The sequence below is a fragment of the Streptomyces sp. NPDC090499 genome (assembly GCF_044769305.1).
Classification (GTDB): Bacteria; Actinomycetota; Actinomycetes; order Streptomycetales; family Streptomycetaceae; genus Streptomyces.
In genome coordinates, this window is record NZ_JBIVXP010000002.1 from 459311 (window position 1) to 483248 (window position 23938).

Annotated in this window: 24 protein-coding genes and 2 pseudogenes; 10 read left to right on the plus strand and 16 right to left on the minus strand. The window is 68.4% G+C overall.

Features of this window, described 5'->3' with window-relative positions:
- Nucleotides 1-42: 42 nt before the first annotated feature.
- Nucleotides 43-732 (plus strand): beta-phosphoglucomutase, encoded by a 690-nt coding sequence (gene pgmB / locus ACIQVL_RS10470; protein WP_403475036.1) that lies wholly within the window; start codon nt 43-45, stop codon nt 730-732.
- Between the two features lie 14 nt (nt 733-746).
- On the opposite strand, the gene ACIQVL_RS10475 is transcribed toward pgmB, so the two are convergent.
- The 10 genes from ACIQVL_RS10475 to ACIQVL_RS10520 all read right to left on the minus strand — a co-directional run bounded on the left by ACIQVL_RS10475 (nt 747) and on the right by ACIQVL_RS10520 (nt 11941).
- Nucleotides 747-1892, minus strand: a complete 1146-nt coding sequence (locus ACIQVL_RS10475) for an ROK family protein (RefSeq protein ID WP_403475037.1) — start codon at nt 1890-1892, stop codon at nt 747-749.
- Between the two features lie 44 nt (nt 1893-1936).
- On the minus strand, nt 1937-3640 hold the full coding sequence (locus ACIQVL_RS10480) for a glycoside hydrolase family 3 protein (RefSeq protein ID WP_403475038.1): 1704 nt from the start codon (nt 3638-3640) through the stop codon (nt 1937-1939).
- Between the two features lie 36 nt (nt 3641-3676).
- Nucleotides 3677-4948, minus strand: a complete 1272-nt coding sequence (locus tag ACIQVL_RS10485; RefSeq protein WP_403475039.1) for an MFS transporter — start codon at nt 4946-4948, stop codon at nt 3677-3679.
- 563 nt (nt 4949-5511) lie between these two features.
- Nucleotides 5512-6870 carry a carboxyl transferase domain-containing protein gene (locus tag ACIQVL_RS10490; protein WP_403475040.1) on the minus strand — a complete coding sequence of 453 codons (1359 nt, stop codon included), beginning with the start codon at nt 6868-6870 and terminating at the stop codon, nt 5512-5514.
- A complete protein-coding gene (locus ACIQVL_RS10495) occupies nt 6863-8317 on the minus strand; it encodes an acyl-CoA synthetase (protein WP_403475041.1) in 1455 nt (484 codons plus the stop codon). The genes ACIQVL_RS10490 and ACIQVL_RS10495 overlap by 8 nt, the downstream gene beginning before the upstream one ends.
- Nucleotides 8318-8322: 5 nt before the next feature.
- Nucleotides 8323-9378: a carbon-nitrogen hydrolase family protein gene (locus tag ACIQVL_RS10500; RefSeq protein ID WP_403475042.1), complete on the minus strand. Its 1056-nt coding sequence runs from the start codon at nt 9376-9378 to the stop codon at nt 8323-8325.
- On the minus strand, nt 9375-10409 hold the full coding sequence (locus ACIQVL_RS10505; protein WP_403475043.1) for a molybdopterin-dependent oxidoreductase: 1035 nt from the start codon (nt 10407-10409) through the stop codon (nt 9375-9377). Before ACIQVL_RS10505 ends, ACIQVL_RS10500 begins: the two co-directional genes overlap by 4 nt.
- Before the next feature lie 213 nt (nt 10410-10622).
- Nucleotides 10623-10850: a hexameric tyrosine-coordinated heme protein gene (locus ACIQVL_RS10510; RefSeq protein ID WP_403475044.1), complete on the minus strand. Its 228-nt coding sequence runs from the start codon at nt 10848-10850 to the stop codon at nt 10623-10625.
- 121 nt (nt 10851-10971) lie between these two features.
- On the minus strand, nt 10972-11379 hold the full coding sequence (locus tag ACIQVL_RS10515) for a tautomerase family protein (protein WP_403475045.1): 408 nt from the start codon (nt 11377-11379) through the stop codon (nt 10972-10974).
- Between the two features lie 310 nt (nt 11380-11689).
- Complete coding sequence (locus ACIQVL_RS10520; RefSeq protein ID WP_403475046.1) at nt 11690-11941, minus strand: hypothetical protein; 252 nt, start codon at nt 11939-11941, stop codon at nt 11690-11692.
- 195 nt (nt 11942-12136) lie between these two features.
- On the opposite strand from ACIQVL_RS10520, the pseudogene ACIQVL_RS10525 reads away from it, so the two are divergent.
- The 4 genes and pseudogenes from ACIQVL_RS10525 to ACIQVL_RS10540 all read left to right on the plus strand — a co-directional run.
- Nucleotides 12137-12496, plus strand: a pseudogene (locus tag ACIQVL_RS10525) (response regulator); the annotation flags it as partial.
- A gap of 73 nt (nt 12497-12569) precedes the next feature.
- Complete coding sequence (locus ACIQVL_RS10530) at nt 12570-12893, plus strand: winged helix-turn-helix domain-containing protein (RefSeq protein ID WP_403475047.1); 324 nt, start codon at nt 12570-12572, stop codon at nt 12891-12893.
- 174 nt (nt 12894-13067) lie between these two features.
- Nucleotides 13068-13505 (plus strand): VOC family protein, encoded by a 438-nt coding sequence (locus ACIQVL_RS10535; protein ID WP_403475048.1) that lies wholly within the window; start codon nt 13068-13070, stop codon nt 13503-13505.
- Nucleotides 13506-13593: 88 nt separating this feature from the next.
- On the plus strand, nt 13594-14418 hold the full coding sequence (locus ACIQVL_RS10540; protein WP_403475049.1) for an SDR family oxidoreductase: 825 nt from the start codon (nt 13594-13596) through the stop codon (nt 14416-14418).
- A 324-nt stretch (nt 14419-14742) separates the two neighbouring features.
- Here the strand turns inward: ACIQVL_RS10540 and ACIQVL_RS10545 are convergent, their stop codons facing one another.
- The 5 genes from ACIQVL_RS10545 to ACIQVL_RS10565 are packed head-to-tail and all read right to left on the minus strand — an operon-like array spanning nt 14743 to nt 19966.
- The gene (locus ACIQVL_RS10545; RefSeq protein ID WP_403475050.1) at nt 14743-15615 is read right to left on the minus strand and encodes a fumarylacetoacetate hydrolase family protein; all 873 of its coding nucleotides are present in this window, start codon (nt 15613-15615) and stop codon (nt 14743-14745) included.
- Complete coding sequence (locus ACIQVL_RS10550) at nt 15612-16220, minus strand: cysteine hydrolase family protein (RefSeq protein ID WP_403475051.1); 609 nt, start codon at nt 16218-16220, stop codon at nt 15612-15614. The genes ACIQVL_RS10545 and ACIQVL_RS10550 overlap by 4 nt, the downstream gene beginning before the upstream one ends.
- Entirely contained in the window at nt 16192-17997 is a 1806-nt protein-coding gene (locus ACIQVL_RS10555; RefSeq protein WP_403475052.1) for an FAD-dependent monooxygenase, read from the minus strand. The genes ACIQVL_RS10550 and ACIQVL_RS10555 overlap by 29 nt, the downstream gene beginning before the upstream one ends.
- A 21-nt stretch (nt 17998-18018) precedes the next feature.
- Complete coding sequence (locus ACIQVL_RS10560; RefSeq protein ID WP_403475053.1) at nt 18019-19209, minus strand: VOC family protein; 1191 nt, start codon at nt 19207-19209, stop codon at nt 18019-18021.
- Nucleotides 19210-19216: 7 nt separating this feature from the next.
- Nucleotides 19217-19966: an alpha/beta fold hydrolase gene (locus ACIQVL_RS10565; protein WP_403475054.1), complete on the minus strand. Its 750-nt coding sequence runs from the start codon at nt 19964-19966 to the stop codon at nt 19217-19219.
- Between the two features lie 257 nt (nt 19967-20223).
- Here ACIQVL_RS10565 and ACIQVL_RS10570 point away from each other — a divergent pair, with 257 nt between their 5' ends.
- Complete coding sequence (locus tag ACIQVL_RS10570; RefSeq protein WP_403475055.1) at nt 20224-20775, plus strand: YceI family protein; 552 nt, start codon at nt 20224-20226, stop codon at nt 20773-20775.
- Between the two features lie 33 nt (nt 20776-20808).
- On the opposite strand, the gene ACIQVL_RS10575 is transcribed toward ACIQVL_RS10570, so the two are convergent.
- Nucleotides 20809-21594, minus strand: a complete 786-nt coding sequence (locus ACIQVL_RS10575) for a GntR family transcriptional regulator (RefSeq protein ID WP_403475056.1) — start codon at nt 21592-21594, stop codon at nt 20809-20811.
- Between the two features lie 544 nt (nt 21595-22138).
- Between ACIQVL_RS10575 and ACIQVL_RS10580 the strand changes: the two genes are divergently transcribed.
- The 4 genes and pseudogenes from ACIQVL_RS10580 to ACIQVL_RS10595 all read left to right on the plus strand — a co-directional run.
- Complete coding sequence (locus tag ACIQVL_RS10580; RefSeq protein WP_403475057.1) at nt 22139-22303, plus strand: hypothetical protein; 165 nt, start codon at nt 22139-22141, stop codon at nt 22301-22303.
- Nucleotides 22304-22360: 57 nt separating this feature from the next.
- The gene (locus ACIQVL_RS10585; protein ID WP_403475058.1) at nt 22361-22648 is read left to right on the plus strand and encodes a transposase; all 288 of its coding nucleotides are present in this window, start codon (nt 22361-22363) and stop codon (nt 22646-22648) included.
- 23 nt (nt 22649-22671) lie between these two features.
- Complete coding sequence (locus tag ACIQVL_RS10590) at nt 22672-23562, plus strand: IS3 family transposase (RefSeq protein ID WP_403475222.1); 891 nt, start codon at nt 22672-22674, stop codon at nt 23560-23562.
- A 34-nt stretch (nt 23563-23596) separates the two neighbouring features.
- Nucleotides 23597-23908, plus strand: a pseudogene (locus ACIQVL_RS10595) (RrF2 family transcriptional regulator); the annotation flags it as partial.
- Nucleotides 23909-23938: the final 30 nt, after the last annotated feature.

A 23938-nucleotide genomic window follows, 5' to 3' on the forward strand; every position in this document is an offset into this window, starting at 1 on the left:
TGAGCCTGTACTGCAGGTCACTGGCGCAATATTGGGACGGGCATGGCGGAAACCATAAATCAGGGCGGCGTACGACGCGGGCATCGGGCGGCTGTCTTCGACCTCGACGGCGTACTCGTCGACACCGCGGTGCATCACAGGGCGGCCTGGCAGAAAATCTCCGCCGAGTACGGTTTTGACCTGTCAGCGGAGACCGCGGAGGCGACCAAGGGAGTGGGGCGCTTCGAGGCTCTCGACCTGGTGATGCGATCGGCAGGCATCAAACTGAGCGAATCGGAGAGAATGACTGCTGCGGCACGGAAGAACGAGTACTATCTCGATCTTATTGCGGATATTTCTCCTGCTGAGCTTCTGCCCGGTGCAGTTTCCACACTCCAGTCTCTGGACAGCCTCGGCGTCCGTATCGCGCTGGCGTCCGGGAGCAAGAACGCCGGTGGCATTCTCGACAGGACTGGCATCAGGGACTTTTTCGACGCGGTCGTGGACGGCACGGTGGTCGCCGCCCCCAAGCCGGACCCCGCTGTCTTCCTGGAGGCGGCCCGACGGGTCGGTGTCAGCCCGGCGGACTCCGTGGTGTTCGAGGACGCCGCAGCCGGGGTGGAGGGCGCGAACCGGGCAGGATGCACCACCGTCGGCATAGGCCTGCCCGCCGTGCTCTCCGCCGCGCGCCTTGTGGCCCCGAGTCTCCTGGAAGTCGACTGGACCGCTTTCTTCGGGCCGGCCGGGGTCTGACCTCGGCCGCTCCGTCACACCTGGGCCCGGCCGAGGAGGAGGTGCTCTGTCGCGAGTGCTGTCGCGCCCCGGGCCGCCGCGTACAGATGGCTCGGTGATGAGCGGATGCTGAGTGACTCGCTGAGCACCGGGTGCAGCGCGGGCAGCAGTTCCGAACGGAATGCGCCGAGCAGGTGCTCGTTGAACAACACCGCCACTCCGCCGATGGCGATGTGGTGCGGGGCCAGGGCTTCGGTGATCGGGATCATGACCTTCCCGAGTTGGGTGCCTGCACGTTCAAGGGCGGCGGTCGCAGCCGGGTGCCCCTGTTCGACGAACCGGCCGAGCTGGGCGACCGTGCCGACCTCGATGCCCAGGCTCCGGGCGTGAGCCAGGATGGCGGGCGTACTCGCCACATCACGGAGCAGCTGGCTCGGTGAGGAGCCGTACCCCGTCCGCGTCGGCACCCGTCCCAGTTCGCCGGCGAGGTTGCGAAGTCCCCTGTGCAGCTGCCCGCGGATCACCGTGCCCAGGCCGATGCCTCCGCCTCCGACCCTCAGGAACAGGCATGTGCAGTCCTGGTGGTCGGCGAACTCGCCCAGCGCCATGAGGTTGGCGTCGTTCTCGGTGAGGACCGCGATTCCCAGGGTGTTGCGGAACTCGTCGCCGACGACGGAGTGCTGCCACTGTGAGAGCCGCGGGTTGAGTACTTTGGCCCGGTCCTCGACTGGGCTGGGCAGGCCGACCACGGCTGTGACGATGTCCGTCCGTTGCAGTCTCGCCGCACGGACCATGCTGTCGGTCTGATCGGCGGCGAGCCTGGCCGCTGCCGTCGGGCCGTCCGCCAGGTCGAAACGGACGGTGCTCTCCTGTAGCACGCGGCCGCGTAGCGTCACCAGCGCCGAAGTGAACACTTTCCAGTCGAACAGGGTCACCAGGACCAGCACCCGTTCGTCCAGCAGGCGGAACAGGGTTGTGGGACGTCCGGGCTGGCCGGTCGGGGCGGGGGCCTCGGCGGGGACGAGCCACCCGAGTCCCAGGAGTTCGGACAGTCGCAGCGCGACCGTCCGTCGTGTCCAGCCGGTGGCCTGCACGAGATCGGCCCGGGACCGTTGCTCGTGGATCAGGAACTGCCTCAGAAGCAGCACATGCTCCGGTCGGAGGGTGAGCGAGGGGGGCATGGAATGATGCAATCACGCGAAGCGGACCACCGGCTTCCCGGACATTACAGGGCCGCGTCCCAGTGGCCGGCGAACGCGTCGACAGGACTCTGTCCGCTTGCGGCGAGTTCGCCGAAGAGGACTTCCAGGCACGCGTCGACGCTGGCGGGCGTCGGCGTGTAGCTGTTGACTGCGGTCTTGATCATGGGCATGTCCTGGAGCAGGTACGGGTCGGCCACCGACACCAGTGCCGTCGGCAGCTTGCGCACGTGCCGCGGTGCGTCCGGCGCCTGCGGGCGGGAGAAGGTTACGCGCAGGGTGTTGCTGTTGCCCATGAACCGTACGTTTGCGAAGTAGAGGCAGACGTCGAACTCGTCGTGCAGCCGGGAGGCTGCGGCGACGGTCCGGTCCTCGCCGGGGATATGGCGCACGGTCACCTCCAGGCCCCTCTTCTCCAGCCCGGCGACGAAGCGCCCGGCGAGCGAACCGCTCGGATCGTAGTAGGTGGGGCCGTCGCCCAGGACATAGACCAGGGCTCGGCGGTGGGTCTGTGCGCTCAGCGGGAGCAGCGGCAGCGTGTCCTTGACCAGCGTGGCGGAGGCCCGGGCCAGGTCCGTCCGCCACTGGTCCTCCTCCTGCGGGGCCGGCTGTTCGCGGTCCGTGCGGTCCGTGCCGTCGTTCAGGCCGATCGACGCCTTGAGGGCCAGGACGGTGCGCACGGCCGAGTCCAGGCGGTGCAGAGGCAGGACGCCGGTCTCGACCGCGTCGAGCAGGATGGTGAAGTCCTCTTCGAAGTCGACGTTGCCCAGGAGCATGTCGCACCCCGCCGTGATGGCCATCGGCACGGCCTGTTCGCGGTCCATGACCGTGGTCATTCCGGCCATGGCGGAGTTGTCGGTGACGACCAGCCCGGCAAATCCCAGGTGATCACGCAGGAGCCTGGTGGCCAGTTCGTGCGCCAGGGAGGCCGGCAGGAGTTCTCCCGGCTGGATGCCGGGTACCAGTTCACGCGACCATGCGGGGTGGCGAATGTGCCCCACCATGACCGTCCTGGCTCCGGCTGCGAAGTTCGACCGGTAGACCGGCTCGAAGGAGTTCCTCCATTCCTCCAGGGTCTGATCGTTGTTGGTGGCCAGGAGGTGCTGGTCCCGGCCGTCGATGCCGTCGCCGGGGAAGTGCTTCACGCTGGTGGCGATGGAGCGCTGCTCAAGTTCCCGCACAAAAGCAGTCGAAAGCTCCGCCACCAGAGCGGGGTCGTCGCTGAACGCCCTGGTGTTGGTGATGGGGTTGCGGCTGTTCAGGGCGATGTCGACCACGGGCGCGAACGCCCAGTTGACCCCGATCTCGTTGGCTATGCGGGCGCAGTGGACCGCGAGCCTGTGCGCGTGCAGCGGGTCCCTGGAGGCGGCGATCTGCATCGGGTTGCCGAAGGAGATCTCCTCGTCCAGCACCGTGCCGGCACCGGCCTCCAGGTTGGCCGCCACCAGCATGGGCAGCCGCGACCACTCCTGCAGAGTCGCGATGTCCGCTGCCGCAGCCGAGCGGGAGCGCCTGGTCAGCATCACCGCGCCCGGCTCGATGTCCCGCTCCCGCAGCCATCGTGTCCAGGCCTTGGCCTCACCGGCCGGCAGGTAGGGGCACATCACCTGCCCGACCTTCTGGCGTACGGAGAGAGCAGAGAGCTGTTCCTCCACCCAGCGGACTTGTCGTTCGTCGAGCCCGAAAGGAAGGGCCCTCAGGTCCGGGCCGGCGGTCGTGCAGGTGCTCATTGCGGATCCTCTGTCGAAGTGCTGGCCGGACGGGTGTTACCGGACTCGTTTGATCGGCAGTACCAGGAGGGCGCCGACCAGGCACGAGAGAGCAGCGCCCCACAGCATCAGGGGGTAGTTGTGAGCGTCGGGACTGCCCACCTTCAGCAGGGCGAGCGCGGCCACCGGTGCCAGGGACTGGGGCAGGGCCATGGCGATGTTGATGACGCCCAGGTCCTTGCCGGACTGCTTTCCGTCCGGGAGGACGTCGACGACCAGGGCCTGGTCCACCGCCAGGTAGACGCCGTAGGCGAGGCCCATGACGGCCTCGGCGGTGTAGAAGCCGTTGACGCTGTCGGCACGGGCGAGGACGACCATGCCCACGCCGAAGAGAAGGGTGGAGCCGCCCACGAACAGCTTCCTCCGCTGGAGGCGGTCCGAGAGCCATCCGGAGAACGCCGTCCCGATCAGCAGGGCGATCGTGTACAGCAGCACTCCGAAGGCGACGGCGCTGATCGCCTTGCTCTTGGACATCCCGAGGTGGTCCTGCATGTACAGCAGGCGGAAGGTCACGAACATGAAGTTGGCGAGGACGATGAAGAGGCGGGAGAGCCAGACGAGGGTGAAGTCGGAGTGCTTGACCGGGTTGACCCAGAACGTTCCGGCGAGGGTCTTGAGTGTGAAGGCCGGGAGCCGGGTCTCGGGTACCTCGTCGCGGGCCACGAATCCGTACACGAGCATCAGCGCCAGCCCGAGGAAGCCCGGTGCGATGAACAGGACGGGCAGGTTGGACACCAGGTAGACCGAGAGGTAGGTGCCAGCCAGGATCGAGACGTTGTTGGACAGCCACAGCACACTGGACGCCCGCCCCCTCAAGGTCCGCGGCACGTTGTCGGCGAAGCTCGCCATGAAAGGAGCCAGCGTCGCGTTGGCGATGATCTGTGCGGCGAGCCAGCCTGCGATCAGCTCGTTCTTCGATGTCGCGGCGGAGATCCACCACAGCACGAGGATCAGCAGGGCCGACCCGCCATAGAGCCAGGGCCTGCGCCGGCCCCACCGGGTCCGGGTCCGGTCACTGAGGGCTCCGGCGATCGGATTGGCGAACAGCGCGCCGAGGGCACCTACCGACAGCACCGACCCGATCACGTCCACCGCGCCGGCCCCGGCGATTTCCTGTGCCTTGAGCTGAAGGCTCACATACACCGGGGACATGAGCGCGACGTGAATGCCGAAGGAGCCCAGGAAAAGCGCCGGGAGGAAGAAGCGGGGCGCCTTCTCCGCTCGTGAGTCGTCGGTTCTCGGGACTTGGACCTCTGCTGGAACCACCATTTCTAGCTCCCTCGAAACGCTTCGGGTGTTCCATTCGAACAGAGGGTGACGCTAGAGCGGCAAGGCTCTGCTTCCCAGCGTTGTGGGCCCGAGGGCGCAAAACCCTTGTAGGCCCGGCCGGCCCGGCTCGACCATCAGTACGTCGGACCGGCACCGGTAGATCTCCGCAGCGACCCCGCCACGAGTTTCCGCTACCGTCGCCGACATCGCTCCGAAGTCTGTCGTGCTGGACAAGGAGTGGCAGAGTCGCCCCACGAACACGGCGCGCCACCGATAAGGCCAGATACGGAAACCTACTGGAGAACCTCCCGCCAGACGTCCCGCTTGTTTTTTCTGGGAGCACTTATAAGTTCGGCGATCATCGTTTCGGCGGGCACGCCATCCCGCCACGGATCGCCCCAGCCTTGACTCGTGGACGGTCCGGCCAGCCGTCCTGCCGCCAGGCCGCCGTCGGGCGTTCTCGCTCAGCTTCTCGCGGCCATGCATTCGAGGAGCGTCGTATCGCGGCAAGCCCCAAAGGCGACATGCCTTCTGATGCCCGCCGGCGCATCCTGACGGAGGCGTCAGGTTTCCGGCTGCGCGCGTACGATGCCGCGCGCCACCCCCAGCGCGACCATGTCCTGCGGACGAAGCCGGAGCTGGTCTGAGAGTGAAGACGCCTGATGCGCAGGGCGTTTCAAGATCGCTGCGGCGAGTTCGGGAACGATCACGGAGAAGTAGCTGTCTGCGGTGACCCAGGTGTTGCCGGCAGCTGCCAGGGCGAGGGCGCCTCCGGAACCGCCCTCGCCGATCACGAGGGTGGTCACCGGCACCTGTGCGCTCGCCACCGTCGCGAACAACTCGGCGATGGCGGCTCCCGCTCCGGTCCGCTCTGCTTCGGCGTCACTGGCCGCACCGGGGGTGTCGACCAGCGTGAGCACCGGAAGGGAGAGCCGGTCGGCGAGCTTGATGAGTCGGGTGGCAGTACGGAAGCCGGCGGGACCGGTCGCGGTGCCGTTCTGGGCAGCGAACGCGATGGTACGGCCGTCCCGACGGGCACTGCCGAACCCGCACAGCATGCCGTGGTCGATGCCGCCGCACCGGTCGCCGCTGATCGTGACACGGTGCGTGAAGTAGGCGTCGAGGTACGCCTGCGCGCGAGGGCGAGCGGGGTCGCGGGCCGCGTGTACGGCATCCCAGCCGGTTTCCGGGAGGGAGGCGTGAGTGAGGCCCTCGGGTGGCTCGGCAGGGTGGACGGGGCGATGGGAATGGTGAGGGGCAAGCAGGCTGACCCACCTGGCCGCTGACTCCGGAAGCCCCTCCTGCGTCACGACCACATCCACGTGCCCCCAGGCGAATTGGCTTTCCGCCGTGTACGCGGCCGGGTCGGCGCCCGCCGGCCGGACCCGTGAACCCGCGAAGCCGACCTGGGCGCCCGACATGGCGATGACGACGTCGGCGCCCGCGCCGAGAGTTGCCCAACCACCACCGGTGGTGGGATCCAGCAGCACGGCGATCTGGGGCAGCCCCGCCGCGCGCGTGAGCGCCGACTGCCGGGCCACGCGCTGGAGTTGGACCAGCGCGCGCATGCCTTCCTGCATCCGGCTTCCGCCTGTGGCGATCAATGACACGAGAGGGAGCCGCCGTTCACGGGACGTCGCGTACGCGGCTTCCAGCCGGTCACCCGTCCGCTCACCCAGTGAGCCGCCCAGGAAGCCGAACTCGAAGGCGATCAGTACGACCTCGACACCGCCGAGCCGCGCAGTTCCGCACACGACGGACTCACGTTCCCCGGAACGCTCCACCGCGCGGGCCAGCGCGGCGTCGTATCCGGCCCAGGCGAGCGGGCCGTCACTCGTGTGCGCTCTGTCGGGCGCGGGGAGTGCGGTGAACGAGTCCGCGACGAGAGCAATGGCCTTCCTGGCCGTCACACGCTCAGCCACGAAGTTCCCGCTTCAGGATCTTGCCCATGTCGTTGCGGGGCAGCCGGGGCAGGAACCGCACTTCTCGGGGGCGTTTGTGCGGTGCCAACTGTGCTGCCACGTGCGCGGCGAGGGCCTCCGGCTCCGGCGGATCGGCGGGTGTCCGCGGGACGATCCACGCCACGATGCGTTCACCGAGGTCTTCGTCGGGCTCACCCGTCACGGCCGCCTCGCGCACTCCCGGGTGCTCCAGCAGGACGTTCTCGATCTCGCCCGCGCCGATCTTGTAGCCGCCGCTCTTGATGAGGTCGGTCGTCTTCCGGCCGACGATGCGGACGGAACCGTCGGAGTGCCTGACGGCCATGTCGCCGGTACGGAACCAACCGTCGGGGGCGAAGGCCGCGGCCGTCGACTCCGGACGGTTCAGATACTCGTCGAACAGGTTGGGCCCACGGACTTGCAGTTCGCCCACCGTTTCGCCGTCGTACGCCGTGCTCGCCTCGCCCGCCTCGTCGACCAGCCGCACCTCTACACCGGGCAGCGGTGTGCCGACCGTGCCGGTTCGGGGTGGCCCGTCCGTCCGCACGCTGGTGTTCATCAGGGTCTCGGTCATGCCGTAGCGCTCGATGACGCGCCGACCGGTCGCTGAGGCGATCCTCTCGTGGTCGTGCACGGGCAGGGCGGCCGACCCCGAGACCAGGAGGCGGGCTCCGGCGAGGGCTTTTCTCAGGTCCGGGTCGGTCGGCAGGGCCTCGGCGATGCGGTGGTACATGGTCGGGACACCGAAGAACATGGTGGAGCCGGTGTTCAGTTCGTGAGCCACGCTCTCCGTGGTGAACCGCCCGAGGTGGCGTACCGAACCGCCGCGTCGCAGCGGGCCCAGGATTCCGAGAATCAACCCGTGTACATGGAAGAGAGGCAGAGCGTGGACGAGTACGTCGTCCGCGGTCCACTGCCAGGCGTCGGCCAGCGCGTCCAGATTGCTGGTGATGGCGCGCCGGGAGAGGACGACGCCCTTGGGCGGGCCGGTGGTGCCGGACGTGTAGATCACGAGGGCCGCCGTGTCGGGTCCCACCTCGGACAGGGCCGTCGATCGAAGCGTCACATCCACTTCGATGTCTATCCGCTCCAACGAGGCCAGGGCGGAGGGCAGTTCAGTGCCGGGTGCTGCCATGATCAGCGCGGGGGCGCTGTCGGTGGCTATATGGGCGAGCTCACGTTCACCCGATTTCGGGTTGAGCAGCACAGCGGGGATGCCGGCCTGCAGCGCGGCCACGATGGCGACGGCTGTCTCGATGGTGGAGGTGGCCCACACCGCGACCCGGCCCCGGGAGTCGGTCGCTTGAGCGATCCGGTCAGCCAGCGCCTGGGAAGCAGAAGCCAGGTCCGTATAACTCAGCGTATGGGTACCGAACGTCAGCGCGGGGGCGTCGGAGCGATCGGTAAGCGACGGGAAGAGAGAGGTCATGGGAATCACTTGCGGCTTTCGACAGGGCCGGCGGCGGGTTCCGGGTGGGGGTGCGCCGCAGCGGGCGCGCTGTCGCGGGCCTCGAAGGGCACGTCGTTGACGAACGTCACGGGTTCCCGACGCGCCCGGTTCACTCGCAGGTCGAAGATGTCGAAGCGGTTGTACGAGCCCGACAGATCGTGGAACTGCTTGGGTTCGAGTATGTCGTCCGGGTCGAAGTCGCAGTACAGCAGACCCTCGTCGCGTATGACGTCGCTGATCACGTCGCCGAAGGGATCGATGACCAGTGACACACCCCTGGCGCTGCCCTCGATGACCCGGGCGGCATCCTCGCCCAGGGCGCTGAGCGTCTGCGCCGACTGTGCGCCGAAGACGGACGAGACGACGACGTTGAATACCTTGGCCTCGAAGGAGTGAGCACCGGCGCGGATGCGGATCGCGTTCTCCAGGTCGTAGTTCTTGCCGGAGGAGGCGGGATCGCGCGTCGGCCACAGCGGCGGGTACGTCGAGACGTGCACTTGTTCGGCTTCGGCCATCAGCGTGTAGCGGGCCAGGGGATTGGTGTTCTCGCCGCAGATCAGTGCTCCCAGACGACCCAGAGGAGTCGGGACGACCCTGAGTCCGCTGCCGTCTCCCGGCGTCCACACGAGCTTCTCGTAGAAGGTCGGAACGATCTTGCGGTGGTGGTTGAGGACGGTTCCGTCGGCCGCGATGAGCACATTGGAGTTCCAGACACTCCCCAGGCTCGCGGGGTTGCGCTCGCTGATGCCGATCGACACGAGGATGTCGTGGCGACTGGCGGCCCGGCGGATCTCCGCGACCTCGGGGCCGTCGATGTAGACGGAGTTCCCCACGAAGGCCGTGAAGAGGTGATGGTTGTGGATCGGAGCGCGCAGTGCCGTCCAGACGGGGAAGCCCGGGACGAAGGACTCGGGGAAGGCGATGAGCCGGGCACCGTTGCGGGCGGCCTCGCTGATCGCGTCGACTGCTTTGCGTACGGTCTCGCGCTTGTCCAGGAGGACGGGTTCGAGGTGGGCGGCAGCGACGGTGACGGTGCTCATGGGCGCTCCTGCGTGACGAAGACGAGGCGCTGGTGGATGCGGTTGCGGCGCGGGGTGGAGGGTTGTGTCGCGCCTGAACCCGTGGTGGCGCGGCAGGCCAGGATGTGTTCGCCGACCGAGGGAGGCGTCCAGGAAAGGGTGAACTTCTGCCAGCCGTGCCCGATGCGGGGCGCGAGCTCGGCCGGTGCCCATGTGTGGCCTCCGTCGACGCTCACGTCGACCCCCGTGACGGGTTCGGACGCCCAGGCCCACCCCCAGATGTCGACGGGCTTGCCGACATGGACGTCTCCGTCCACCGGAGCGACCAGGCATGAGTTGGGGGCCAGCTCCCAGACAGGCGTGGCCTCTGTGGAGCCGTCTTCCGGCGGGTCCATGTAGTACTTGGTGGTGAAGGCACCCGTACTGCGGCGGTGGGACAGAGTGAGTGACGTCAGCCACTTGGTCGAGTTGGTTCCGTAGTAGCCGGGGACCACCAGGCGGACGGGTCCGCCACGCAGCACGGGCAGCGCAGCTCCGTTTACGGTCAGGGCGACGAGCGCGGTCCCGTCCAGGGCCTTGTGCAGCGGGAGATCTTTTTCGTAGCGCTCGTGGTACGTGCGGTCGTACACACCCTCGTCGATGCCGGTGGAGATGACGTAGGCCGCGCCCTCCTCCACGCCGGCCAAGTCCAGCAGATCGCTGAGCCGGACACCGCCCCAGCGGACGTTTCCCATCCGACGCTGGGGGATCGCCGGTAGGAGTGGGCTGCCGGCGCATTCGTGCACCGAGATGATCTCCGTTTGAGGCAGAGCCCTCAAGTCGTCGAGCGAAAAGGTCAGCTGGTGGGTGACCGCGCCGCCGATCATCAGGGTCCAGGCGCTCGTGTCGGCATCGGGGATGCCCAGATGCCAGACGGAGAACAGATCGGCCTCCGGTGTGAGGAAAGACGTCATGTCATCGGGCCGCAACCTCTGGTCGAGGCCGAAACCCTTCTCGAGCATGGGCGTGCGTCGGGTGTTGTCAGAGGTGTCGGTTCGGGGGGAAGTTGGCACGGCGCAGGCGCTCGTTTCTACTCGGTGTCCAGGTCCTTCTCGATGAGTTCGGCGGTGCGGGCGTGCAGTCCGACGGACGATCCGACGACGGCGGATCTCGTGGGCATGACGAACTCCTCGATACGAGAGGGAAAGAGAGGGGCGTCGGCTCTCCTGGACGTCGCTTCGTGTTCGCCACCCCCGTGGCGGGAGGAACGTGCCGGATCGGGTGGGTCAGCGCCAGTAGTCGTTGGCGGCGGCGATGGTGGCGAACTCGGTGGCGATCACCTGGCCTATGGCGATGAGGGAGTCGGGGTTCTCCGCGTAGACCGGGCGCAGTCGCTCGCGGGCCTCGGCGTCGGGCTGAGTCGCCTTGATGGCGAGGCGCGCCATTTTTATGGCGAGCTCGCGGCCCTCCTGGGGAGTGGCGGTCTTGAGGGAGTTGCTGGGAACGAGTTCCATGACGGTGCTCCTACGGGTGGGACGACGGTTGCGGCCGTTCGGCCGTGGTGGAGCAGAAGTGCCACCGCGCGCGGTCTTCCCCTTCGGGTGAGTGGCCGCGCGCGGCGTGGGTCGGGCGTGGTCAGCGGCCGGGTACGGGGAGGTCGCCCTCGACGTACTGGGCGCGGCCGTCGGCGAAGGACCAGTCGTCGTGGCCGTTCTCGAAGTAGCTGATGAACAGGTCCTTGCCGTCGACGCCGGCTTCGGCGAGCTGCGTGGCGAGCGTCTTGTAGAGGTGCTGCTTGTCGCCGGTGGCGCGGCCGCGCTGGGTGAAGATGTGGACGATGACGGTGCCGGTGCTGCTGCGCTGGAATCCGAGTCCGGCGTCGAGGGCGATGATCTCGTCGGGGTCGTGCTGGGTGATGATCTGGAACCGGTCGCGCTCGGGGACTTTCAGGACGTCGATGAGGGACTGCTGTACGGCGTCGGCGATGGCCCGGATGTTCTCGGGGCTGCGGCCGCGGATCAGGTCGATGCGTGCCAGAGGCATGGGGAACTCCTTCGGTGCTGGTGCGGATCAGGGCTTGAGGTCGGTCCGCGATGGCCAGGACGGGGGGGTGAAGCCCGTGTCGTCGCGAGCGTGCTCGATGGTTTCGCGGCCTTCGGTGAAGTGGGCCCGGCTCCCTGGAGTGGGCGGGGGCGTTGACGGGGGCACCGAGCATCGCCACGGCCGCGGCGGGCGCCGTTGACCTCGCCATCCGGGTCGCGCTCGCCGTCCTCGGGGCTGTGGACAGCCGCCACGGCGCTGACGGCCAGCTCGCCGCCGTCCGGGCGCCTGAGGTTGTGGTGGTCCCAGGCCGTCAGGCCCTTCGCCGGGGGGTCGAGACGCTCGGCGCCACTTGTCGTGGTGAGCAGCAGCGAGGTGGACCGGGGCGAAGGTACGGCCACGATCTGACCAGGACCAGGTTGGCGTCCGCGAGCCTGTCCTCGGTGAGCGCCAGGTCCTCGGTCTTGGTCAGGTAGCCGTACGAGCCCCGGGCATCGAAGGTCGGGTCGGAGACTATGAGCACGCCGCCGAGGCCGAGGAGAGTGGTGGGGCCACCCACCACCATGACCGAGCCGCCGTGGCGGGGGGAGAAGGGGTGAGGGCGATCCCATGGTGCCGGGGCTCCTTGGTCTGGGCAGGAGGAGGGGCCATCCTGGGGCGCCGGGTGGTCCGGCCGCTCCACATCCCTCCGCCGTCGACCGTAAGGACAGCAAGGCGGCAGGCGGAAATGCCGCTCCGGTTGAAGCTATGCCTCACCTGCATGGGCGCAGGTCGCCGCCGCTTCCGGTGCAGCGTCCAGGAAGCGGCGAAGCAGCGCGGGCCCTCGTCCCGTGCTCGTGACGGACACGAGATTCTGATCGTCGCGGACGACGCGGGTGAGATCGATCTGCTCGCCACGGCATTCCGACTGGCTGGCTACCGCGTGGCCGACACGGCGAGCAGCGGTGCCGCAGGGGTCGCCAAGATCGCGCGGACCCGATTCGACCTGGTGGTCTTGGACGCCACGCTGCCCGACCTCGACCAGCTCGCGAGGCGATCCCTGCTCGCCGCCGCCGAGGTGCCGCCGCTGCTCTTCCTGATCACCTGCGAATACCTCCACACGTTGCTTCCGGGGCTCGGCAGACGCACGGAGGACTACGTCACCAAGCCCAGCCGGACCACCGAGGTCCTGGCCCGCGTCGAGCTTCTGCTGCGTGGCAGGCGACCCCTGCGCGGGACGGCGGCATCCGTCTACGGCGACCTTGGTGCTGGACGACGCGACACGCCGGGCCCGGCGTGGCTCCCGGCCGCTGGGCCTGACCCCTGCCGAGTACCGGCTGCTGTCACACCTGCTCGACAAGGCGGAGTGCGTGGTGTCGAAGGAGCAGATCAGCCAGCAGGTCTGGGGCGACTTCCGGGCCTCCGAGGCCATCGAGAAGCTGGTGTCCCGGCTGCGGCGGAAGGTCGACCAGGGGGAGACTCCGCTGATCCACACGAGCCGCGGGTTCGGTTACTGGTTCGGCCGAGCCCACGACTGAGGCCCGCCGCCACCTGGACTGAGACCCGCCATCGCGTGTGACGGCCCTCACGTCCGGAAAATGTCCGCCGGCCGTCCGGATCGTGTCAGGCCTCCTCGCTTGCCTGTGGGGCACGCACCGCCCGACAGAGAGGAGGCACCATGGCCGGCATTCTGCGTCCCACGGACCAGTTCCATGTGGGCATCGTCGCCCAGGACTTCGAGGCCGCGAAGGAGCAGCTCTCGAAGCTGTTCGGCTTCGACTGGTGCGACGACATGGGCGGACCCGCCGAGGTCGGCCTGTCCACCAGGCGACGCGGTCATCGACTTCCGTTGCGCCTACGCGCGGTCGGCGAGCCCGGCGCCCCGGCTGGAGATCGTCCAGCGCGTCCCCGGGACCCTGTGGGAGCCGACGCCCGGTTCCGGCATCCACCACTTCGGCTACTGGTCCGACGACGTCGCGGCCGACACCGCCGAGCTCGAACGGCACGGCTATGTGACCGAGGCGACCCGCAAGGGTCCGGACGGCGGGCTGTTCTTCGCGTTCCTGCGCAGCGGCGGAGCGACCGGGTTCCGGGTCGAGCTGGTCAGCAGGGCCGCGCAGCCCTCGCTGGAGCAGAGTTGGGCCCGGTAGGCCCCGCAGTACTCACCGCGATCACTCTCACCGCAGTCACCGAATTCACGGGACACCCCTTCACCCCTTTCACCTAGGAGCAGGCAAGATGACGACCGTAGGAATAGCCACCGGCGCCGGACGCGGGATGGGAGAGGCGTGCGCGCGGCGGCTCGCCGACACAGTGGACGTGCTGCTGCTCGTCGACCGGGATGAGGACGCGGCGGCGGCCGTCGCGAAGAGCCTGAACGATGCGGGCCACCGGGCCTCGTCTGAGGCGTTCGGCCTCGATGTCACCGACCGAGCCGGACTGGCGCGGCTCGCCGACCGGGTCGCGCGGGCCGGCACACTGCGAGCCGTCGCCCACGCGGCCGGTATCTCGCCCAGCATGGCCGACTGGCGCCGGATCTTCGAGGTCGATCTCATCGGCACCGCGCTGCTCGCCGAAGCGCTGCGCCCGCTGGCCACCGAGGGCACCGCGCACGTGTACTTCTCCTCCATGTCTCCCCTGCTCGCCCGCGTCGAGCCCGATGCAGCCGTCGGCGCGATCCTGGACGACCCGCTCCACGAGGACTTCCTCGACCGCATCCGGGAGGCGGTCGGCCCGGACATCGAGCAGTCCACGCTGGCGTACCCGTGGGCCAAACACGGCGTGGCCCGGTTCGCCCGCAAGGAGGCGGTGCGGCTCGGCCCGGTCGGAGCGCGGGTGTGTTCCCTCGCGCCGGGCATCATCGACACCCCTCAAGGACGGCAGGAGGCGGCCAAGCAGACCTCGATGCAGAGGCTGATCGAGGCGACGCCGCTCGGCCGGACCGGGCGGTCCGAGGAGGTGGCGTCCGTCGTCGCGTTCCTGCTGTCGGACGAGGCGAGCTTCGTGAACGGCATCGACATCCTCGTCGACGGCGGTGTGTTCGCCGCCGTACGGGACAGGTGACGACCGGGCCGCCGAAGTCGTCGCGGAAGAACTGAGCCACCTGGCGGGAGACGGACGTAGCGCCGACAGAGGATGAGTCGATGTGGAGCAGGTAGGCCATGGTCTTCTCTTTCTGAACAAAAGGTTCGAACAGATGTGACCGTGGCGGATGTCGGCCGAGCTCGTCGAGGCCCCACCCCTCCGGTACGCACCGGTGCGCTCGCCGGGCTCGATCTCGATCGGCGGGGAGGGGTAGTGCCCGTGCCCGTCCCTGGCCAGTGAAGACCGGGTGCGTCATGTGCGCCTCGCCAGGGCTGGTCAGCTCCAGCGGGGCGCGCAGACACCTCAGCCAGGCGCCACCCGGTTTCGCAACTCGCCGACGCGGCTGACTCGCGTGGTCACCAGGTCACCAGGGCGCAGGAAGAGTTGCGGGCTACGCGCGCTGCCGATACCGGCCGGAGTGCCGGTCAGCACGACGTCTCCGGCGTGCAGCGTCATGCCGCGGCTGAGTTCGCTCAGCAGCCGCGGAATCGAGAAGGCCATCAGCTCGGTGGGCGCGTCTTGCAGCAGTCGGCCGTTGACCTCGCATTGGACCCGTAGCAGGGCCGGATCGCCGACCTCGTCGGCAGTGGTGATCCACGGGCCGAGGGGCATCGTGCCGTCAATGCTCTTCCCTTTGAGCCACTGTCCTCCATGAGCGCGCTGTACATCGCGCAAGGAGACGTCGTTCGCCACGCAGTAACCGAACACGTGCTCCAGGGCCTCCTTCTCGGCGAGGTCGCGGCCGTCTTTCCCGATGACGAGCGCGAGTTCGGCTTCGTAGTCCCACTGGAGCGAAAGCCCGGCGTCGTATGCGATCACGTCGAAGGGACCGATGACGGTGCTGGGGCCCTTGGTGAAGAACGTCGGGTGCCGCGGTCTTTCGATCGGGTCTTGGCCCGCTCGCTGTCCGCGGGACTCCTCGAAGTGTTCCCAGTAGTTCCAGCCCGTGCAGAGGATGTCGCGATTGAAGCGGCGCAGCGGCCGGTCGAGCTCGACTTCCGCCAGAGGCCGAATCGCCGCGGTAGCGAGGTGCGCGCGCACCGCGTCGAGCGCTTGCGGCCCGCCGCGCACGACGTCGTCGACAGTGTCCGCAACCTCAGGCAGGGCGACGGTCGTGTCGTCGCGGATCACGCCGAGGCGCACGACACCGTCGATCCGGACCGATGCGAGCTTCATGGCATGGCCTCGAGCAACTCGTCGGCGGTCGTGATGTCCGCGAGCAACGCCATCGTCGCCAGCGAGGCGTCATGCGCCGCCTGCGAGTTGGTCGCGCACGCGTCGGCGACGATGACGGTGCGGTAGCCGAGATCGACGGCTGCTCGGGCGGTTCCCTCGACGGACAGGTTGGTGGCCACGCCGGTGAAAACGAGCGTGTCGATCCCGGCCGCGCGCAGCCACGTGTCGAGCTCGCTTCCGGCGAACCCGGTCAGGCGCTGGTTGGTCACCACGAGATCGTCGGTCTGCGGCTCGAACTCGTCGGTGATCTCGGCGCCCGGGGTGCCTTCGACGTGCAGGCCGAACTGCACGACGTTGCGCATCAGCGGTGAGTTGTCAACGAGGTCGGGAAACCCGGGCTGGAATGCGATCCGGGTGTAGACGACCTGGACTCCGGCCTTGCGGGCGCGCTCGAGAATCCGAGCGACGGTGCGCAGCACACCCGTGCGCTCGAGTTCGGGTCCGAAGACGGCCGCCCCGGCACTGTCTGGTCCGATCATGTCGTGTTGCAGATGGATCGCGATGATGGCTGTGCGGTCAATCTCCAAAGGCTTCATTGCCGTCATGCCTTTCTTCTGAGCGGGTCGGTCCGCGCAGCACGCTCTCGACGGCGCGCGACAGGCCCTCGGAGTCGGAGTCGGTACGGGAGCGCCAGGCGACGTGGTTGTCGGGGCGCACGAGGATGGCACCGGCAGGGTCCACCTCGGCGAGCGCAGTCCAGCGGCCATCGGGATCGGTCCATCCGCCGTGGCCGAGTTGGACTGTTTCGATGGCCACCGCGTACTTGTGTGCCAGCTGCTCGGCTGCGCTGCGCCAGGCATTTCCGTCGGGGCCGACGAGCAGCACGAATCGGGAGCTCGGTCCGGTCAGGTCGTGGGTGGAGAGCCGTTCGCCGTCTCGCTCGAGCCAGGCGTGCGGCAGGCGATGGCCGGGACGGCTGGTCGGGAGGTAGGTGCTACCCATGGGATCGGCGACCGGGGCAGGGGTGCCGTCGGGCACGAATGCCCCGGCAGGGTAGGCGAAGCCGAGTTCGAGGTTGTGGGCGTGATACGTGATCCGCTGAGTCCGGAAGATCTCCGCGGCGCGGGCACGGCGACTCGCGCCGATCGGCGAGTCCTCGAAGTACTGTGCGATGACCGCGGCGCGCAGCTGCGTCGGCATCGAGGCGGTGAGTCCCATCGCCGGAAGCAGCACGTCGTGGTTCATGGCGGCGAAGGTCGCCCACTGCACGTTGCGCAGGCCTGCCGGGCGCCGTTCGCTCTCGTAGCTGTCCAGCAGCGTGTCGGAGGCCTGCCCGCCCAGCACGGCCGCCAGTTTCCATGCGAGGTTGTGCGCGTCTTGGACGCCGGTGTTCAGTCCGAGCCCGGTGGCCGGCGAGTGCCGGTGCGCGGCGTCCCCGGCCAGCAGGATGCGGCCGACCCGGTAGCGCTCGGCGACGACCGACTCGATCGACCACCGATTGACCCGGTGGATGGTCGGCTCGAGTTCCGGCAGGTGCAGAAGTTCGCGTATGTGCGCGGCCATCGCGTCCTCGCCGGCGCCCGGGTCCGATCCGGCCGGAACAGCCACATGGAGATTCCATTCCTCCGAGCCGGCACCCCAGGTCGGGCCCACGGCAACGAGGCAGCCGCTGCTGTAGGCGTCGGCGCGCAGTGGGTCGAGAAACCAGGTCATCAGGGTGTCGTCGGGCCACCAGCGCGAGAGATCGGCGCTGAAATGAGTGCTGAGAATGTCGATCAGCCCGCTGCGGCCCTCCATGTCCACGCCGAGGCCGGGCCCGACCGTCCGGCCCCCGTCGGCGGCAATGACGTAGTCCGCGTGCATCGTGAACTGCTGACCGGTCTGCCCGTTGCGCACCACGGCGACCACCTCGTCACCGTGGTCTGTCACGGATACGAGTTCGTGGGCGAACAGGATCCGACCCGGGCCGCGATCCTCGGCGTGCTGTTTGAGGATCGGCTCCAACCGGGACTGCGGAAGGTTGTAGCTGAGCTCCGGGCTGTCGACGGCGTACCGGTCGTGGAGCTCTCCGCCGCCGAACGCGTCGATCTGAAACAGTTGCCGCCCGTCGAAGGGGCCGTCGCCGGCCAGTGAGGTCTGGTAGCGGACCCGGCCGATGCTCTGCATCCTGGCTGCGGATTCCGCCACGGCGTCGGCGAGACCGTGCTGTCGGAAGATCTCCATGGTGCGCTGGTTGAGCACGTGTGCCTTGGGCAGCGGGGAGGGGGCGTCTCGGCGCTCGACCAGCAGATGGTCGACACCGAGGTCCGAGAGCAGAACCGACGAGGTGAGCCCGACCGGGCCGCCGCCGATGACGAGTACGGGAACGTTGATCGTGGTCATGGGGCAATCGCGCTTTCCGTGTCAGCCGAGCGGTCCGAGGAAGGTCCGCCCCTGGTGGGTGGCGGAAGTGCCGGGCACGGTCTGCGGCCAGTCCGCCGTGATCTCGCGGCGGGTGTGCGGCGGGCGCGGCTGCCCGTCCCACCCGATCTGCTCCATCGCGCAGTACAGCAGCGCGCGGTTGCCGTCGGGGTCGGTGATGTACGCGGCTTCTTCGATGCCGGGATGCAGTTCACGGTGCACGTCGGTCTCCACGGCGATGCCGTGGCCGCGCAGGAACGAGACCGCGTCGCGCAATTGTGCGTAACTGCCCAGCCGGAAGCCGTATGCCAGTACGGTCGAGCGGCTGCCGCCGTTGATCTCCGCGCGCAGCGCCGAAGGCACCAGCGCCAGTGTGTGGTGGTGTGTGTCCACCCGGAGGAAGGTGCACCGGCGGCCCCGGAACTCCGTCTCCTCGGTCAGCTCGAACCCGTACATCTGCTGGTAGTAGCGGGTGGAGGCGTCCACGTCCGCGACGAACAGCAGCAGTGGGCCCTGGTCGACGATCCGGAACGGCCGTGGCAGCAGCACACCGCCGACATCGAATCGGGGCTCCATCGCATCCTCGGAGCGGAACGTGCCGTGCGGGTCTGCGCCGCCGTCCGCGTGCCAGGCGTCGATCTCCTGCATCTCCGCGCGGAACGGGAGGGCCGGCGCCTCGATCATTCCCGGAGACATGCCGCGCGGCTTGCTCAGCCGGTTCCAGCCGATCTGTTCCATCCCGTAGAACAGCTCCACCCGGTAGCCGTCGGGATCGAACGCGTACACCGCGAAGTTGCTGCCCGGCGAGTCCCGCCCGACCTTGAAGATTTTCCTCTCCCGCTCGACGAAGAAGTCCCGCGCGGTCACGACCTCGGCCAGCGAACCGACCTGGAAGCTGATCTGGTTGAACGTCATGCCGCCGCGCGCCCGCTCCTCCTCCGAGGTGCCGAAACGCTCGTCCACCAGGACGAAGGAGTGGTGGTCGGAACCGAGGCTCGTGAAGTGGCCGATCGGGCCGTCGACTCCGGGTGGACCGGGCAGCACGTCGGTGTGCCGCAGCCCCAGCACGTCCCGGTAGAACGCGAGAGAGGCGTCGATGTCGCGGACGTTGATCCCGACATGCCCGAGCCGGTGGATGCTGAACGGCCGCTCCAGGCGCACCCCGCCCACCACGTAGTCATTCGAAGTCTGCATCGTGCGCCTACCCTTCCCTGCCGTCGAAGAACTCGATCACGGCTTCGTTGAATCTCCGGGGGTCCTCGAGGTGGGGCCAGTGGCCGACGTGCTTCATCTCGAGGGATGTCGCGTTCGGGAGGATCTCCGCCAGCCTGCGCCCGGTCTCCAAGAACGTGTCCTCGGTGTCCACGGCCAGCACCAGCAGCACCGGGGCCAGAACCTGTGACCACTCTTCGGCCGACACGAGATTGACCTGCCTGCGGGCGGGGTCGCGGAGTCCGTCGATGGTGTGCCGCACGGCGGATCTCGCGTCGGGAAGAAGGTAGGCCCGGCGCCGCACCGCGACGATGTCCGGCATCACCGACGCGTCGTCGAACACGAGGTTGCGGATGACTCCGCGCACCCGTTCCCACGTAGGATCCTCCACGGCCGCGCTGCGCTGGGACCCGACCCGTTGCACCATCGTCTCGTCGAAGGACAGGCCGACCGCCGAGATGAGCGCGGCGTGCTCGGTCCGGCCCGGGAAGTCGACCATGAACCTGGCCAGCACACCGGCCCCCAGCGAGACGCCCACGAACGACGCCTTGGCGATATCGAGCACGTCCATCACCGCGCCGAGATGCGCCGCGTATACGCCCATGTCGTAGTCGTGGTCCGGCTTCCCGCTGAATCCTGAGCCCACCAGATCGAACGCGATCACCCGGTAGTGCTCGGACAAGGGACCGATGTTGCGGCAGAACGTCTCCAGGCTCCCCTGAGTGCCGTGCACCAGCACGACGGCGGGAGCGTCCCGCGCACCCGCTTCGAGATACCGCGTCCGCACGCCTCCCGCCGTGATCCACCCGTGAGTGAAGGACGTGCCAAGCAGCTCCATCCACACGCTGCTGTCCGCCGGATCGTTGTTCCCCATCGCGCCCAACCTCCGCTCGCTTCGTGATCGGGAGCATAACGAGCGGTCGACAGCAAATCAATGGTTCATATACGATTTAGCTTTACGGGCCGAGCTTCGCTTCTTCAGAGAGGTAAACGATCATGTCGAACTCCGCGATGGGCCAGGCGGCCGAGCTGTCAGTGAGCGATTTCTCCCCAGGACGCTGGGTGCTGGACCCGGCGCACACTTCGGTCACGTTCCGGCACACCGGGTTCTGGGGCCTGTTCACGATCAAGGGCCGGTTCCGCGAGGTGTCGGGCGAGGGCCGCCTGCTTCAGGACGGCTCGCTGAACGGCACGCTGGTCGTCGATGCCGCCTCGGTTGACACGAAGGTGGCCAAGCGTGACGAACACCTGCGCGGCGTGGACTTCTTCGACGTGGCCAACCACCCCTCGTTCGCCTTCGCCGTGACCGGTGCGGCGCTCGGCGACGGGCCGGCCCTCCAGGTCGCGGGCGAACTCACCGTGCTCGGCACGCCCCGCGCCTGCGCGGTCACCGCTCAGGTCAGCGACGCCTCACCGGACGCCGTCACGCTCAGCACCGAACTGGGCATCGCGCGCAAGGACTTCGGGATGACCTGGAACAAGCTCGGCATCATGAAAGAGATCACCACCGTCACCATCACCGCGCGGTACCGCCTGGTCGAGTCGTGATCGTCGGGACGGAGGCGCGCGGCCTCCGTCCCGTCACGCGTCCGTCGAATGCCAAGATCCGGTGGCGATGTCGAGGACCTCCTCGCTGAGCGGGCGGTCGGGGTGGCTGAACGCGCGCATCCACTCCACGGTCCGGCCCTGCTCGTCCTCGAGCCGCAGCACCACCATCAGGACCGGACTGTCCAGGTTCAGCCCCAACTGGCGCGCGATGACCGGGGGCGGAGTCGTCGCCTGAATCCGTCGGCGGACCCTGGCCACCTCGACGCCCTCCGCACGCAGGATCGCGGCCATCGGCTTGCTGCCCAGATCGCGTCGAGAATGCCGTTCGCCCAGTTCGGGCCGTTGCACGTTGTGCGTCACCGCGAGGCCGTCCAGGCTCAGGCGCACCGTGCGCACGGCCTGCCACAGTCGGCTGCCCGACGGCATGTCGAAGGCCCGGCACGCCTCGGCGGGCGCGATGTCGACCCCCGAGTTCACCAGCCGGTACTTGGCCGACCACACCCCTGCGACCGCGGGAAAGAAGTGCGCCACGAGCGGCTTGTTCTCGGACGGAGTGAACACCGCCCGACCGCGGCGCCCGCGCCCACGATCGACGTAGCCCTCGGCGGCCAGCCGCTCCAGCGCGTTGCGCGCGGTGATGAGACTGACCGCGAACCGCTCGGCGACGTCCTTCTCGCCCGGGAAGTCATCCCGGCCGAACCACAAGCCGTCGAGGACCTCAGCCCTCAACTGCCGGTAGATCTGCACCTGCATGGGCACATCGGCACTCAGCAGATCGGAGTGGTCCCCGCTGGTCGAGGTCAAGGGAGTAGACGTCACGTCCACATACTACATTCACCTACGGTTAGGTGAATCGGTGAATCCTTCGGCGAAGCTTCGCGTGCGGCTGCCAGGAAGGCACTGCACCATACCGATGCGGCGGTATGCGGCGACAGACTCGAGCCACCCGTCATGGTTGGCCGACTCCACGACCCGGCGAGGCCTCTGCGCCTCGGGACAAGCCCCAGGGGCCGGTCGTGCCGGCGCGCTTGTTGAAGACCGGAGTCCAGTGCTGGACGTCGGCCGGGTCGAGACAGGTGCACCGCGCGTGCGCCGGTCGGGGTGTCTGGTTCGCCGCGCGCCTAGCGATGTCGATACACCGCTCACGCAACGCCTGGACCGGGCACCGCACCGGGCCAGGGTCACCGTGGCCTGCCACACGGCTGCAGATTGTCCGGGTCCTGCGTACTGCGGGACCTGCCGGCCTGTAGTACGGCAGGCGTCCGGCACGGGCGTCGACGACCTGATCGCCCGAGCCGCCATGGCCAGCGTGCCACTGCGCCGTTAATTGGACTATTAGATGCAACGTTAGTAGCGTACGGGCATGCGACTGACGCGATTCACAGACCTCGCGCCGCGCGTGCTGATGCGCCTGGGCGCCGAGGAGGGCGAACTGCCCGCCACGCGTCAGGTCGCGGCCACCATGGACGTGCCCTACGCGCACACCGCGAAGGTCGTTGAGGTTCCCCCTGCCGGCCGGACAGCTTGATACTGGGACGGATGGTCCCGGAGGAAGCAGTCACAGGTAGTGAGTAGCAAGAGCAATATGAGTAAGCGGTACACGGCCGAGTTCAAGCGGGACGCGGTCGCCTTGGCGTTGTCCTCGGAGAAGACGGTCACCGAGGTCGCGAGGGATCTGGGCGTGAGTCCAGAAGGGCTGCGCGGGTGGGTGAAGCAGGCGAAGGTCGACCGCGGTGAGGGACCCACCGGGGCTTTGACCACTGCGGAGCGTGAGGAGTTGGTCCGGCTGCGGCGGAAGGTCCGCGAGCAGGAGGCCACGATCGAGGTTCTGGGAAAAGCGACCGCCTTCTTCGCCCAGGACAAGATGAGGTAGACACCGCGGCACGGTGTCGTTTCATCGATGCGGAGAAGGCGTCGGCGGGTAATCCTGCAGGTCACAGCGTTGCGTTTCTGTGTCGTGTGCTGGGAGTGCCCCGTTCCACCTACTACGCGCACAGGGCGTCACGGCCGGCGCGGACGGTACGGGAGCGGGCCGAGGAGGTGCTGGTGGGTGAGATCCGGGTGCTTCACTCCGGATCTCGCGGTGCCTACGGGGCCCCGCGGATCCACGCCGCCCTGCGGCGGGCCGGGCGGGTGGTGAATTCCAAGAGGATCGAGCGGCTGATGCGCAAGCACCGGATCGTCGGGATCACCCGCCGTCGGCGGCGGGGCCTGACCCGGCAGGCGAAGCGGGCGGTGTTCGCGCCCGACCTGATCGGCCGGGACTTCACCGCGCCCCGGCCCGGGATGCGGCTCGTCGGCGACATGACTGAACTCAGCACGCGGGAAGGGAAGTTGTATCTGGCGACCTGTATCGATCTCGCGACGCGGGAGGTGGTCGGCTGGGCGATGGCCGACCACCACCGGGCCGAGCTGCCGGTCGCCGCCTTGCGGATGGCGGCCGGGCGTGGCGGCCTGGAGCAGGGTTGCGTCATGCACACGGATCGCGGCAGCGAGTACACGAGTGGCGAATTCCGCAGTGAAATAGGCAAGTTGCGCATGAGGCAGTCGATGGGGCGCGTCGGCTCTTGTTACGATAATGCCGCCGCGGAAAGCTGGTTCGCCATCCTGAAAGCAGAGATCGGGACGACCATGTGGGAGACCCGCGAGGCCGCCCGGGCCGACGTTTTCCGTTACGTCGAGGTCGAGTACAACCGCAGCCGGCTCCGTCGGCACCCCGACTACGGGTACGTCACCCCGCTCGAAACGAGATCCTTGCTCAGGCAGAACCTCGTCCCGGCAGCGTAAACACCCGCTGTCCACTTCGCGGGGGGAACTTCACGTCGCCAAGCTGCAGCACATGGGCCTGGTCGAGGCCCGGCGCGGCCGGGGCGGCGGGCTCGCACTGACCGCCGCCGGGCGGGACGCCTCCATCGGCGGGCTCGTGCGGGAGCTCGAAGGCTCCGGGGACGTCGTCGACCGCGAGGGAGCGACCCCCTGTCCGCTGCGCTCGGCCTGCCGGCTGCGCGGGGCGCCACGACAGGCGCAGGAGGCGTTCTTCGCCTCGCTCGACCCGCTGACCTTGGCCGATCTCGTCACGTCACCGACGGGACCGCTCCTGGCGAGCCTCTCGCTGACCTCCCGCACGGACTGACTCCCCCCTCGAAGACAGTCCGCGATCCTT

Bases quoted from the DNA above. Each gene is read 5' to 3' on its own strand.
- pgmB (WP_403475036.1), top strand. From the start codon at position 43: ATGGCGGAAACCATAAATCAGGGCGGCGTACGACGCGGGCATCGGGCG.
- ACIQVL_RS10475 (WP_403475037.1), bottom strand. From the start codon at position 1,892: ATGCCCCCCTCGCTCACCCTCCGACCGGAGCATGTGCTGCTTCTGAGG.
- ACIQVL_RS10480 (WP_403475038.1), bottom strand. From the start codon at position 3,640: ATGAGCACCTGCACGACCGCCGGCCCGGACCTGAGGGCCCTTCCTTTC.
- ACIQVL_RS10485 (WP_403475039.1), bottom strand. From the start codon at position 4,948: ATGGTGGTTCCAGCAGAGGTCCAAGTCCCGAGAACCGACGACTCACGA.
- ACIQVL_RS10495 (WP_403475041.1), bottom strand. From the start codon at position 8,317: ATGACCTCTCTCTTCCCGTCGCTTACCGATCGCTCCGACGCCCCCGCG.
- ACIQVL_RS10500 (WP_403475042.1), bottom strand. From the start codon at position 9,378: ATGAGCACCGTCACCGTCGCTGCCGCCCACCTCGAACCCGTCCTCCTG.
- ACIQVL_RS10510 (WP_403475044.1), bottom strand. From the start codon at position 10,850: ATGGAACTCGTTCCCAGCAACTCCCTCAAGACCGCCACTCCCCAGGAG.
- ACIQVL_RS10515 (WP_403475045.1), bottom strand. From the start codon at position 11,379: ATGCCTCTGGCACGCATCGACCTGATCCGCGGCCGCAGCCCCGAGAAC.
- ACIQVL_RS10520 (WP_403475046.1), bottom strand. From the start codon at position 11,941: ATGGTGGTGGGTGGCCCCACCACTCTCCTCGGCCTCGGCGGCGTGCTC.
- ACIQVL_RS10535 (WP_403475048.1), top strand. From the start codon at position 13,068: ATGTGGGCATCGTCGCCCAGGACTTCGAGGCCGCGAAGGAGCAGCTCT.
- ACIQVL_RS10540 (WP_403475049.1), top strand. From the start codon at position 13,594: ATGACGACCGTAGGAATAGCCACCGGCGCCGGACGCGGGATGGGAGAG.
- ACIQVL_RS10545 (WP_403475050.1), bottom strand. From the start codon at position 15,615: ATGAAGCTCGCATCGGTCCGGATCGACGGTGTCGTGCGCCTCGGCGTG.
- ACIQVL_RS10550 (WP_403475051.1), bottom strand. From the start codon at position 16,220: ATGACGGCAATGAAGCCTTTGGAGATTGACCGCACAGCCATCATCGCG.
- ACIQVL_RS10555 (WP_403475052.1), bottom strand. From the start codon at position 17,997: ATGACCACGATCAACGTTCCCGTACTCGTCATCGGCGGCGGCCCGGTC.
- ACIQVL_RS10560 (WP_403475053.1), bottom strand. From the start codon at position 19,209: ATGCAGACTTCGAATGACTACGTGGTGGGCGGGGTGCGCCTGGAGCGG.
- ACIQVL_RS10570 (WP_403475055.1), top strand. From the start codon at position 20,224: ATGTCGAACTCCGCGATGGGCCAGGCGGCCGAGCTGTCAGTGAGCGAT.
- ACIQVL_RS10580 (WP_403475057.1), top strand. From the start codon at position 22,139: ATGCGACTGACGCGATTCACAGACCTCGCGCCGCGCGTGCTGATGCGC.
- ACIQVL_RS10585 (WP_403475058.1), top strand. From the start codon at position 22,361: ATGAGTAAGCGGTACACGGCCGAGTTCAAGCGGGACGCGGTCGCCTTG.